At 41.3% G+C, this 13,073-nt stretch carries 10 protein-coding genes, 1 tRNA gene and 1 pseudogene; 5 read left to right on the forward strand and 7 right to left on the reverse strand.

What is annotated here, in order from left to right; all coding sequences use genetic code 11:
- Positions 1–186 precede the first annotated feature (186 nt).
- From V7L20_RS01630 to V7L20_RS01645, 4 genes are all read right to left on the reverse strand, one after another.
- Positions 187–259: transfer RNA gene (locus V7L20_RS01630), tRNA-Phe, on the reverse strand.
- A gap of 74 nt (positions 260–333) precedes the next feature.
- Positions 334–1,203, reverse strand: a complete 870-nt coding sequence (locus tag V7L20_RS01635; RefSeq protein WP_334742380.1) for a metal ABC transporter permease — start codon at positions 1,201–1,203, stop codon at positions 334–336.
- 11 nt (positions 1,204–1,214) lie between these two features.
- Positions 1,215–1,991, reverse strand: coding sequence for a metal ABC transporter ATP-binding protein (locus tag V7L20_RS01640; RefSeq protein ID WP_334742381.1), 777 nt, complete (start codon positions 1,989–1,991; stop codon positions 1,215–1,217).
- 64 nt (positions 1,992–2,055) lie between these two features.
- Entirely contained in the window at positions 2,056–2,988 is a 933-nt protein-coding gene (locus V7L20_RS01645) for a metal ABC transporter substrate-binding protein (RefSeq protein WP_442943495.1), read from the reverse strand.
- 399 nt (positions 2,989–3,387) lie between these two features.
- Here V7L20_RS01645 and V7L20_RS01650 point away from each other — a divergent pair, with 399 nt between their 5' ends.
- A complete protein-coding gene (locus V7L20_RS01650) occupies positions 3,388–5,004 on the forward strand; it encodes an iron uptake porin (protein WP_334742382.1) in 1,617 nt (538 codons plus the stop codon).
- Between the two features lie 153 nt (positions 5,005–5,157).
- Here V7L20_RS01650 and V7L20_RS01655 read toward each other — a convergent pair whose 3' ends face one another.
- The 3 genes and pseudogenes from V7L20_RS01655 to V7L20_RS01665 all read right to left on the reverse strand — a co-directional run bounded on the left by V7L20_RS01655 (position 5,158) and on the right by V7L20_RS01665 (position 7,761).
- On the reverse strand, positions 5,158–5,871 hold the full coding sequence (locus V7L20_RS01655; RefSeq protein ID WP_334742383.1) for an Npun_F0296 family exosortase-dependent surface protein: 714 nt from the start codon (positions 5,869–5,871) through the stop codon (positions 5,158–5,160).
- A 547-nt stretch (positions 5,872–6,418) separates the two neighbouring features.
- A pseudogene (locus V7L20_RS32465) lies at positions 6,419–7,439 on the reverse strand (DUF6745 domain-containing protein).
- A gap of 13 nt (positions 7,440–7,452) precedes the next feature.
- The gene (locus V7L20_RS01665) at positions 7,453–7,761 is read right to left on the reverse strand and encodes a hypothetical protein (protein ID WP_334742385.1); all 309 of its coding nucleotides are present in this window, start codon (positions 7,759–7,761) and stop codon (positions 7,453–7,455) included.
- A 447-nt stretch (positions 7,762–8,208) separates the two neighbouring features.
- On the opposite strand from V7L20_RS01665, the gene topA reads away from it, so the two are divergent.
- The 4 genes from topA to V7L20_RS01685 all read left to right on the forward strand — a co-directional run bounded on the left by topA (position 8,209) and on the right by V7L20_RS01685 (position 13,026).
- Complete coding sequence (gene topA, locus V7L20_RS01670; protein WP_334742386.1) at positions 8,209–10,860, forward strand: type I DNA topoisomerase; 2,652 nt, start codon at positions 8,209–8,211, stop codon at positions 10,858–10,860.
- A 425-nt stretch (positions 10,861–11,285) separates the two neighbouring features.
- Positions 11,286–11,426 (forward strand): hypothetical protein, encoded by a 141-nt coding sequence (locus V7L20_RS01675; RefSeq protein WP_012410890.1) that lies wholly within the window; start codon positions 11,286–11,288, stop codon positions 11,424–11,426.
- The gene (gene aroQ / locus V7L20_RS01680) at positions 11,401–11,898 is read left to right on the forward strand and encodes a type II 3-dehydroquinate dehydratase (RefSeq protein WP_334742387.1); all 498 of its coding nucleotides are present in this window, start codon (positions 11,401–11,403) and stop codon (positions 11,896–11,898) included. Before V7L20_RS01675 ends, aroQ begins: the two co-directional genes overlap by 26 nt.
- A 210-nt stretch (positions 11,899–12,108) precedes the next feature.
- A complete protein-coding gene (locus V7L20_RS01685; RefSeq protein WP_334742388.1) occupies positions 12,109–13,026 on the forward strand; it encodes an ADP-ribosylglycohydrolase family protein in 918 nt (305 codons plus the stop codon).
- Positions 13,027–13,073 lie beyond the last annotated feature (47 nt).

Consider the following 13,073-nt stretch of genomic DNA (forward strand, 5'->3'; position numbering starts at 1 on the left):
AATATCTTGAGTCTTACTTCTAATCCCGTTGGTAACTAATAATAGTTGCTTGTCGTTTCTGTAATAAGACAGATACTTTCAAAATGAATCCATATAAGCCTTTTCCTGGATTATGAGATAAATTGGCTTATGCCGAATTTATGTCAGTTATGCCTTACGCCAGGAGGGCTATTTTGCTGTAATGTATGCCAGGAACCGGACTTGAACCGGTGACACGAGGATTTTCAGTCCTCTGCTCTACCAACTGAGCTATCCCGGCTGGGGCTTTTGTGAGCCACGATTAATAAATTTAGCAAACATACAAGAAAATAGCAAGGTCTTGGAGAAAAATATTTATGCAGCTTTCAAATTCAACTTAAACCAGATGAAAACGGCTACAAATAGCAGAAATTGAACAAGAACAATACTTGGGCCAGAAGCAAAGTTAAAAATACCTGACACAATGATGCCAGCAATGCTGCTAATGGAACCAACTATCACCGACATGACTAGAAAGCGGCTAAAGTGGTGACTCATCAGTTTGGCAGTAGAGGCGGGAATCACCAAAAAGGCGTTCACCAATAAAACGCCGACAGCTTTAATCGCTACAGCAACAGCGAGTGAAAGCAAAACCACAAAGATATAGCGGTACAACTGGACGGGAATACCTTGAACCTGCGCTACATCGGGGTTAAGGGTCAATAAAATTTGCTGTCGCAGGGTTGATAGTATAAATATGCTACCTCCCACAAGTACAAGCAGCGTCAAAATCAAATCTGTGGTATTGATCGCTAAAATATCTCCGAACAGCACAGCCATCAAGTTGCCACGATATCCTTTAATTAGGCTCGTAAGAATTACACCGATCGCTAATGCCCCAGATAGCACTATGCTAAGTACGCTATCGCTACCTAAGTCAGTTTTGTCGATAAAATAAAGGACAATAACGCCAAAAACCAACGTGAAAGGTAACAGCATCCAAGTCGGATTTATTTGTAGCAGCACACCTAACGCCACACCTACTAATGCTGCATGACCAACCGCGTGGCTGAAAAAAGATAACTGGCGCAAGGTGACAAAACTACCCAACATCCCGCCAAGTATTCCCATTAACACAGCACCTACGATCGCACGCTGCATAAAAGGGAATGTCAACAAGCTTACCAAGTCATTACTACTGGCGATCGCAAGCCAAGATATCTGACAATCATTGAAGAAATTCATACTTATAAACTTTAATGTTGGTGCTGGTAACGGCTGAAACCTGGGCCGTAGGTTGCTAACAGGTTTTGCGGTGAAAGGGCAATTTCTGGCTTACCAGTACAAACAATACTTTGGTTCAGGCAAAGCACGCGATCGCAATGACGATTTACCATATCAATATCATGAGAAACTTGCAATACCGTCCAACCCTCCTGCCGCTTTAATTCATTTAGCAAAGCGTAAAAATCTGCTGAACCTTGTACATCAACACCAGCAAAGGCTTCATCAAGTACTAAGAGTTTACGACGCATTACCAAACAATAAGCCAATAAAACTCGCTTGAGTTGACCACCGCTAAGAGTACCAATAGCTTGATGCTGTAAATGATAAGCATCGGTTCGCCGTAAAGCTTCTCCTACTGCTGCCGATTTTTCGCGGTCTTGTCTCCACAGCCGAGAAAAAAATAAATCCCCTTTTTTCACTTCCTTGTCCCATCCCAGTCCGACTAATTCGCTGACAGAAATGGGAAAGCTGCGGTCAAAAATGAAGTTTTGCGGCATATAGCCCAACAATTGACGTAAACGCCCTAGCCTTGCAATTGGACGACCGAATATTTGAATCGTACCAGAACTGCGAGGTATCAAATCTAAAACCGCTTTTACCAGGGTACTTTTACCAGCACCATTGGGGCCGACGATAGCTGTATCTGTTCCTGACAATAATTCAAAAGAAACATCTTGAATAGCTAGATAGCTGCCTTGATAGACAGTTAATTTTTCTACTTTTAAAATAGCAATATCATTGGTCATTGGTTATTAGTCATTAGTCATTGGTCATTTGCAAAAGACAAAGGAAAACTGACAAATGACAAACCTATTTACATGCTGTTTGCAGAGTTTGTAAGTTAGCTTTCATCGCCTCGAAATAATGCTGTGGATTTGTTTCGCCAGTTTCCAGAGAATCCAGAGGACGCAAAGTTAATTTTAAATCTTTGGAAAGGCTGGATAAAAGTTTATTATCTACTCCTGGTTCGCTAAATAAAGCTTTAACTTTGTACTTTTTCACCGCATTGACTGCATTTTGCACATCCGTTGGTGAAAGTTGATCTTCGGGAATTTGTACCACAGCAACTTGCTTGAGGTTATAGCGTTTAGCTAAATATGGAAACGCATCATGAAAGGTAATAAAGGTACAACTAGGAGTTTTCTGCAAAGTCTGCTGAAATTCGCTGTTTAAATTTTCTAATTCTTTAATATAAGTCGCAGCATTCGCCTCATAAGTTGCTTTGTTTACAGGGTCAGCAGCGATTAATCCATCTCGAATATTAGTTACCTGCTGTTTTGCCAAAACTGGATCTAACCAAACGTGCGGATTACCTTGGGTATGTTCGTCGTCTTTTTCTTCTTGGGCTGTTTTTACAATGGGTGAAATTTCATTTAAGGGTTTAATACCTTTACTTGCATCAATTTCAGCTAATTTGGAATTTTGGGCATTTTTAACAGTATTTTCCAGAAATCCCTCCAAACCTAAGCCATTTTTTACTAATACATTCGCAGTTGCGATCGCCTTGACATTTTCGGGTGTCGCTTGATATTCATGCACCTCCGTACCAGGTGGCACTAAAATTTCTACATCTGCCACATTAAGAGCTACTGCCTTAGTAAACAAATATATCGGCAAAAATGTTGTCACTACTTTAGTTTTTCCCGACTGCACCGACGGGGTAGAGGCAGCTTCCTGTGCTTGCGGCAACTGTTCGGAAGTCTTTCCCTGATTCGGATTCGATTGGCTACAGCCACCAGTCATTGACAACACCAGCAAAGCAATTATCGGCAAGATGCCGCTTCTTTGCCTGCTTGTTCTAATTTCTCTCCAATTCACACTCACGGTATTTTCTCCTCAAAACGGATGCTGACTCTGCCTCTGTCAAAATTCATATTGACAACTTTATACTATAATAATTCTCATTATCATTTTTGGTATATAATATCATTCTGGGTTTCTTGTGTAATGAATAACAACAAAACTTTTTCAGAGGGTACAGCCATCTGCAATTTAGTTTTCCCTAAATAATTAGGATTTCTTGACTTTTTTTGTTAAAAAGGTTGTTTACTTCTGATAAGATTGCTGACAAATATTCTCATAAAATACACGTTAAAAAAAACGTGGTTTGGGTGTGAGTTGGATATCAGTGTGAGGAGAAAAATGCAAAAATTCTGGAAATATCTACTATTTAGTCCAGCAGTCTGCGGTGTCATGCTATTTGTTAATACTGCTGCATTTGCAGGTGAAACATCGAGTAAGTCTGAAATCAATCAACCGCAAGTTTTAGCTAATCCAGACGCAGGAGCTACGAACATAGCGCCAGATCAGCCAATGGCGCAAGTTACCTCCGTGTCTCAATTTTCCGATGTACAACCCACCGACTGGGCATTTCAAGCATTGCAATCCTTAGTTGAGCGCTATGGTTGTATCGCAGGATACCCAAATAGCACTTATCGCGGTAATCAGGCATTAACGCGATATGAATTTGCGGCTGGTTTGAATGCTTGTTTGGATCGGGTTAACGAACTGATTGCTACAGCCACTGGCGATTTAGTTAACAAACAAGATTTAGCCACATTACAAAAGTTGCAAGAAGATTTTTCAGCAGAACTGGCGATACTCCGAGGTCGTGTAGATGCAGTAGAATCTAAAACTGCTGAATTGGAGACGAATCAGTTCTCAACCACAACCAAGCTGAATGGAGAAGTGGTAATAGCGATCGCGGATGTCGTAAGTGGAAATACAGTTAATGGTCAAAAAGTAAACCAAAATACTGTTCTTGCAGACCGGATACGTCTGAACCTTGACACCAGTTTCACTGGCAAAGATTTACTCAGAACACGACTTCAGGCAACAAACCTAGATCCATTTTCTCAGACTGCTACCTTTACACCAGAAGGTGACTTCCGATTTGCTGGTGGTAATAACAGTAATGGAGTTGTGATAGACGCGCTATTGTATCAGTTTCCTCTTGGTGATAAAACAGGCGTCACCCTAGAAGCAAATGCAGGTGCAATTGATGATTTCACTAATACAGTCAACCCTTACCTAGATGGGGACGGTGGTAGCGGTGCCCTTTCCCATTTTGGGACTCGCAACCCAATTTATTATCTACTCAATGGGGCTGGTATAGGAATCAAACACGAGTTCAGTGATAACCTCGAACTAAGCTTTGGGTATTTAGCGAATGATTCTGCTAACCCTCAGCTAGGCTCTGGACTGTTCAACGGTGCTTATGGTGCTATGGGGCAGTTAACTGTTAAGCCTAGTAACCAAATTACTTTTGGTTTGACCTATATTAACGCCTACAAAAATACTTTTTTTGCCAATGGTAGTGGTGGTAGCAATAACGCTAATGATATATTGCAGAATGCTTCCAGTAACTCCTACGGTGTAGAAGCTTCCTTTCAACCTAGCTCAAAATTTGTAATTAGTGGTTGGGCTGGCTTGACCAAAGCTCGCGTCCTTTCAGTTGGTGATGCTGACATTTGGAACTATGCCGTCACACTAGCTTTCCCTGATCTTGGTAAAAAAGGTAATATTGCGGGTATTATTGTAGGCATGGAACCTAAAGTTACCAGTGTGAGCAGTTCTCTCAGCAATGCAGGTATCAACAAAGATCCAGACACTTCATATCATGTTGAAGGTTTCTATCAATATAGCCTGAGTGACAATATCAGCATTACCCCAGGAATTATCTGGCTAACAGCGCCAGATCATAACAATCAAAACGATGATATCTTGATTGGTACAGTGAGAACCACATTCACTTTTTAATTTTCAAAATCTTACTTGAAGACACAAATTTATTTTTTGTCTCTTCGCTTTTTTGGATGATTTCAAAAATAAAACCCAGCATTTTTTGCTGGGTTTTATACCTTAAAATGAGAACAAGATTGTTAATTTTTTAGACAGAGTAAATAAATTATTTTAAACTAACTTTGATTTCCGTTTCACAAATGAACCAGCACTCATAACACCGAACACTAGCAAGCCCAATGTTGCAGTAGGTTCAGGGACACTAGCTAGTCTGTAACTATGGTTATCACTTTCAAATGCAAGACCAGTTGATCTTAAAACTACTTTATCAAAAGTCTCTCCTTTATCTGCTAACAAATTAACATAGACATTATTTGCACTACCACTCTGTTCACCATTGGCTGGAGCGCCTGGAACATCTGCGCCACTAAATGTTTTTAGTAGCTTACCTCCGCTATAGACATCTACATAGTTATATGTGTCTACTGACCCCCAGTAGAGACCAAAGTAATCAATAGACTTAGCAAAGGTAATGGTTTCATCGCCAGTGTTTCCTGCAATATTCTGACCACTACTATTTTTGACACCTTGTGGCGCAACCGTTAGGTAGTAGCTGGTATCACCAAAGGGGGTAGCATATTGACTATCTACACTCCCTTTGACAATTCCATTAGTTGCAGAGTAAGTAGCAAATCCGTTTGGATCGGTTGCTGTCCCTAAATTGAAGTTGATTGTTGTAGCTCCTTGAATATTAGTGTATTGACCTTCTCCTGCAACAGGTGTGGAACCTCCTTTAATTAGGCTAACAGCACCAGCTGGGTTAGCACTCATGACAACAACTGCTGTTCCAACCAAGGCTAATGATAGTTTTTGTAGAGTAAACATTGATTTATTTCCTTAAGCATTTGATGTTCTTAGCTTGGCATGTCAGGCTGGTATTTGTGTAGTATATAGCAATAATTTTTACCAAATAAAAATATTTGGCTGCTAACTTTAAAAACAGTATAATCTTCTTATATAAAGGGTTTTAAAGTAATTATCTCAAAAATATTTAAGTGTATTTACTAATAAAGCTTAATTAACCGTATAATTACTTAATTAATATCTAAAACTATGCCGCCACACTGACTTTCCCGATTACTGGTAAAAAAGGTAACATTATACGATATCGTGATTGGTACAGTGAGAACCGCATTACTTTCTAATTTTTAAAATCTTACTTGAAAACACAAAGGATAAATTTGCGTCTTTTCTATGGTTCTAACAGAGAGTAGCGACTTGTTGCTACACCAGCCTACTATTATTACCATCAAATTAAATTACATTGAAGTGTAGAGTTGGCTCCTGTGCAGTCAATTTTAAAAATGTACAGTAAAATGCATCGTTTGTGTCTATATTGAGTATTTTTTTAACTTCTTGTCCGATTCAAAAATCAGGTTTGCATAGCAAACTCTTCTAGTTCTATTCCCCAATTAACCCAGCGAATTGCTTCACGCGCTGAATTCATATTTGGTGGAACTCGCAAGACGTGAATAAAGCTTGTACTAGGGCAAGTCATTTTTAATAAATAAATCGGCTCGATATCTACATTTTTATCAATTTTTAATAGTGTATATTATTGCCAATTATCTAATTCAATAGCTTGTAGTTATTGGCAAATTCGGGCGTAACCAATACCCTGAATTAACACTTTGCGTAGTTCGGCGTTTTCTTCTTTTAAAATCCAAGTAGCTTGCCATTGCTGAGGGTGGATTTTACCGTATTTTTCAGGCAAGGTTACACCGTGGTAGAAGTAGAGACTATATCCATCGGTAAATTCAATGGCGGGTTGGCCTTCAGCGTGGAGGCGATTTTGATGTCGAAGCGCAGGTGAAGGGGGCGATTGCATATAATGGCTATATTATTATCTGGAAAAATCCAACCACAATTTCTCATTAGATTTTGTAAGATTAACCAAAGTTGTTGAGAGACATTCCATTTTAATTCAGATATACATAAATCAAGACAAATAGCATGACCAACCAATAGTTTTGGTGATATATAATTTAAGTTATAAATACTAATATCACTAGCATCGAATCTTTAATCAAAGACATACAGAAATTGCTCAGTTTCTGTCGGTATAATCAAAGAAAATATTTCATATCTGTCAATAGGATAATTTACAAATATTTTTATTTACTGAAAATTTTTAACTCTTGATTTATTATTTTATTTAGTATTGAAAACAAAAATTATTCTCTAAATTTGTAAGCTTTCTGGTTAAATAACGAGTTATCTAATTGCAGCATAAATTATTTCAAAGCTGCATAATGACTATCATAAAATAGAATTTTAGGCTCATCGAAGTCCATAATTTTATAAGCAGCTTTAACAACTACAGCCGCTTTTTCACGATCAATCCGCTCCGTTGAAAGCGCGATCGCTCTCCACTTTTCTCGATAAACTAGAATTAAAGCCTCTTGCTCAGGCGTTAACTTTTAAATCAGTGACATAACGCCAACCTTCAGGCTCGTATTCTCGCTGAATTTTCACCATCCAGTCACCTTGAGGAATAGAAATAGCTTTATGCTCCTTATGGGCAAGCAATGCCGACTCGGAAAACACACGCAAATAGAGTGTGCTATCTTTTTCGTATAATTCTGCGTTTCCATCAGTGATGCGATGCTTATGACCTGTAACTTCGCCTTCTGCCAAAGTTAAGTGAGGTATTTTTTGTCCTTCAATTTGTTGCACAGGCAGTAAGATTACATCACCTTGACGAATTGGTTGCATGGTTTTACTTTCCTGACATGGGTACAAACCCCACTTCGCTTTTGCTCTCAAGTTTGGTTTAATTTTGGCACAAGCTCTTAGGGATTGGGCATTAGGTATAGGTCAATTCAATAGTTATTCTTCCTTTGCTGCCTCTACTTTGTCATCTCTCATGCCCAATTCCCCATTCCCCATGCCCAATTCCCCAATAATATTTTGAAAACTGTAGTCGCCAATTATGCGTTAGATAAGTTAAAGATTGAAATAGCTGGCAATTCAAACCCAGCGTACCCTCATTTATCCTCTGGGATAGACTGGGCAATAAGTTCAGCGAATTTTCTCCCAAGCAGGCAGTTTATGTGAGGATTAAATCACCGCCCTAAGCGTGACCTTTTACCTTGACAATTTGTAAAAATTACATCAATTTGACTGTCTAGCTTAGTAGCTCTTCTTTTTATTAAAATTTCCATGTCAACTCTCGTCATCGTCGAATCTCCAACCAAAGCTCGTACCATTCGCAACTACCTGCCAGCAGGCTATCAGGTAGAGGCATCTATGGGTCATGTACGTGACCTACCCCAGTCGGCTAGTGAAATTCCTGCTGCCGTCAAAGGGGAATCATGGGCGCAGCTAGGGGTAAATGTGGACGCCGACTTTGAACCGGTATATGTTGTCCCGAAAGACAAAAAGAAAATTGTCACCCAGCTCAAAGAAGCCCTCAAGGATGTAGATGAACTGATTCTGGCAACGGACGAAGACCGGGAAGGTGAAAGCATTAGTTGGCATTTATACCAATTGCTAAAGCCGAAAGTTCCAACTAAGCGAATGGTGTTTCACGAAATAACCCAAGAGGCGATCAAAAAAGCTCTGAAAAACTGCCGCAATATCGATGAGCAGTTGGTTCGCGCTCAAGAAACGCGGCGGATTTTAGATCGACTGGTGGGCTATACCCTGTCTCCCCTGCTATGGAAAAAAATCGCCTGGGGATTATCTGCTGGACGAGTGCAATCTGTAGCTGTGCGGCTTTTAGTCACTAGGGAACGCCAACGCCGCGCTTTCCATGAGGGTACGTACTGGGATTTGAAAGCTAGTTTGTCAAAGGAAAAAACCCCCTTTGCTGCCCAGTTGGTAACATTGGCAGGAACTAAAATCGCTAACGGCAGTGATTTTGACGCAACGACCGGACAAATTACCGCAGGTCGAAATGTCTTGTTGCTCGACGAAGACCAAACGGTAGCCCTCAAGGAACGCCTAACTGGGAAAACCTGGAGTGTTACTGACATAGAAGAACGCCCGGTGACGCGCAAACCGTCGCCACCGTTCACCACCTCGACGTTGCAACAAGAATCTAACCGGAAATTGCGCCTTTCAGCCCGTGACACGATGCGGGTTGCCCAGAATTTGTATGAGCAGGGGTATATTACCTATATGCGGACAGATTCGGTGCATTTGTCGGATCAAGCGATCGCAGCTGCTCGGAGTTGTGTAGAAAAGCTCTACGGTCAACAATACCTCAGTCCCCAACCCCGGCAATACACCACCAAATCCAAAGGCGCACAAGAAGCGCACGAAGCCATTCGTCCAGCAGGTAGCAGCTTCCGCACGCCCCAAGAAACTGGTTTGGGTGGTCGAGAACTTGCTGTCTACGATTTAATTTGGAAGCGGACTGTTGCCTGTCAAATGGCTGATTCCCGCCAAACTCAAATTACCGTGCAATTGCAAGTCGAGGATGCTGGATTCCGTTCTTCTGGCAAACGGATTGAGTTTCCAGGATACTTACGTGCCTACGTCGAAGGTTCAGACGACCCAGAAGCAGCACTGGAAGACCAGGAAGTGATTTTGCCGAATCTGAAAGTGGGAGATCACCCCAATTGTACAGACTTAGAAGCAGTTGGGCACGAAACCCAACCACCAGCTAGATACACCGAAGCTTCTTTAGTAAAAACTTTAGAAAGCGAAGGTATCGGTCGTCCTAGTACCTACGCCAGCATTATTGGCACGATCATCGATAAGGGTTATGCCCATTTGGTAAGTAACGCTCTTATTCCCACCTTCACCGCTTTCGCCGTCACCGATTTATTGGAAAAACATTTTCCAGACGTTGTTGATCCCAGTTTTACCTCGAAGATGGAGCAAACCCTGGATGACATTGCCACAGGTGAAGCGAAATGGCTACCTTACTTGCAGCAATTCTATCTGGGAGAAAGAGGGCTGGAAACCCTGGTAAAAGAACGGGAAAATCAAATTGATGGCACTAAAGCTAGGACTGTAGAACTAGAAAATCTAGAAGCCAAAGTCCGCATTGGCAAATATGGTCCCTATATTGAAGTCGAAAATGGTGAGGAAGTTATCACCGCCTCAATTCCCAAAGACCTCACACCAGCCGACCTCGACCCCAAACAGGTAGAAGTATTGCTGCGACAAAAAACTATAGGCCCCGATCAGCTAGGTCGGCATCCCGAAACTGGAGAACCGATTTATGTGAAAATTGGTGCTTATGGGCCTTATGTCCAATTGGGTGACAAAACCGACGAAAACCCCAAACCGAAACAAGCCTCCCTACCCAAAGGTGTTACCCCAGAAACCGTTACCCTGGAAATAGCTGTTGGTCTTTTGGCACTACCCCGGACATTAGGAGTTCATCCAGTCACTGGCGGCAAAATCCAAGCAAGTTTGGGGCGCTTTGGCCCTTATGTGGTTCATGACCAAGGTAAGGAGGGAAAAGACTACCGTTCTCTAAAAGCTGCGGATAATGTATTGACAATTACATTAGAACGTGGGTTGGAATTATTGTCTGAACCAAAAAAAGGACGCAGTTCCACAAACAGCAAGTCCAAGGCAGCCTTACGCGAATTGGGTACACATCCAGATAATGGAGAAACAATTAACATCTACGATGGCCCTTATGGCCCTTACATCAAGCATGGCAAAACTAATGTAAGTATCCCAGAAGGGCAAAAGGTAGAAGATATAACGTTGGCTGAGGCGCTGAACTTGTTATCAGCTAAAGCTTCAACAGCAAAATCGACTCGCAAAACGACGACGAAATCAACGACTTCCAAATCTAAGTCAACCGCTAAATCAACAACCTCTACGAAAAAAAAGGGCAAAGAAGCTTAATTGCAAGAGCTAATTTTGGACTTCGACTTCTCTTTGAGACGCTACGCGTAGCAAGATCCCCGTAAGGGTACCCTCAGCCGAACGATTTTGGATTAACAGAATTTTGGGGTTCATCCCCCGCGCCTTGTAAGCGAAATAAATCTAAAATCTAAAATCATAAATCTAAAATTCGTAGTCAAGAGTCCAAAGTCCGATCCTGAACTCTTGACCCTTGATATCTATCCTTGATAGGATGCAGTTCAGTAGGTGCAAGTGTGATACTCTAAAAAGTAAAGGAAAACACAACGCCAAATTTTAGAAGTGGCTTATGTCCCAAATACGGGATTGTTTATCAGCCCGCTTGGAAGCCAGAGGTGCGAAAATATGCCAATTTCTGCGTACCTGTTAATCAAAAATTGAGGTAGTATCTCAGGAGCCGTCAGTTCATGGACTATATAGAAAAGGTGCTGGAAAAGCTTAAGGAATTAGCACGCAGGCTAATTGAGAGCCTGTTAGGGCCAGAGGCAGAACCGGAACCGGAACTGATTCCGATTCCTGTAAATGATCGCTCGCGTCGTCGCCACTAATCTCAAAGTGCTCAACTCGACGTTGCAACCCTTAAGCATTCTGGCATTGCATGGGCCAAACTTAAATTTGCTAGGACAGCGAGAACCAGGAATTTATGGTGCGTTAACTCTAGCTGAAATTAACCGCCTGTTAGAAGAAGAGGGATTCAAGTTACAGGCGAAAGTTTTTTCTATGCAGTCAAATCATGAAGGAATTTTGGTAGATACTATTCATGGCGCATTAGGACAACATCACGGAATTTTGATTAATGCAGGGGCATATACACATACAAGTGTGGCATTGCGAGATGCGATCGCGGCTGTTAACTTGCCCACAGTCGAAGTACATCTGAGTAATATTTACCGTCGGGAAGATTTTCGTCATCATTCGTACATCGCCCCAGTAGCGATCGGGCAAATAAGTGGTTTTGGCGGACAAAGTTACTTGTTAGGCTTACAGGCTTTGGTGAATCATTTAAGAATTAAGAGTTAAGAGTTGATAGTAGAGACGCAATTAATCGTGTCTGTACAAGAGTTGATAGTAGAGACGCGATTAATCGTGTCTGTACAAGAGTTGATAGTAGAGACGCGATTAATCGCGTCTGTGCAAGAGTTAGGGGTTAGGAATTGTTAGTTAGTAGTAAAGTTAAGAATTAGCAATATTTCATTAACTCCTCACTCCTCACTTTTAACTACATAATTTATGCGTTACTCTCCTATAAGTCGGTTTAGAGGTACTTTAATCGGAGCATTTCTGGGGGAAAGTTTAGCCACTGGTAATATACAGTCTCAAAGCTACCTGGATTTGGGCAGAATGACGGTTCTGGGTACTGAAAGTTTGATTGCGTTGGGTAGATTAGATTTAGAGGATTGGATAGCGCGTCAGCAACAAGAATCTCTTCATTTAGCAGTAACTGATGACGTATCGATAAAAATAATTCTTGCGACACTACCAGTAACACTTTTTTTTCACGAAAATCCGATTAAGCTCCGACACAACTTGCTGCATGTCCTAAAAATCTGGGAAGATGACCCAATAGTAAGGGATGTAACGCTAGCAGTAGGATATGCGATATCTCTTGCTTTAACTGAAAAACTTAACCCCCTAATCCTCATACCACAAACAATTTCTTTTCTCCAAGAAACACCGACATCAATACCAAAAAAATTATTAACAGTTCAGAATTTATTAGAGCAAGGAGCAGGATTGTCAAGGGCGCAAGCTGAGTTTGCTAAGGAAGAAAAACTTACTAACACTATAGCTATGGCATTTTACTGCTTTTTGAGTACCTTGGAAGACTTTCGTCTGGCACTTTTGCGAGCTACTGACAATGGCAATTTTATGCAACAGGCTATAGGTGCAATTACTGGTGCTTTATCAGGAGCATATAACGGTATAGGCGGAATTCCGGTAAATTGGCAAGTCTTGCTCTTGCAAAAGAATTCTCCTGCATGGGGGCTAACTAACTTTTCCCAAATGTTAAAATTGGCCAATGCATTTGTGGCGGTGTGGTCGGGAGTGTATGATCTTACCTTAAATCCAAGGGAGTTAACTGAGGAGGGATATGAGGTGGCTTTGCTTTCAGTTTATGCAGCTCCTCGCGTTATTCGGTCGCGTTAATCCGATTTTCATAGAATAACGGTGCGGGTACTAAGCGCTGATCATTA

Origin of the sequence: Nostoc sp., from assembly GCF_036916735.1 — a bacterium.
GTDB lineage: Bacteria > Cyanobacteriota > Cyanobacteriia > Cyanobacteriales > Nostocaceae > Nostoc.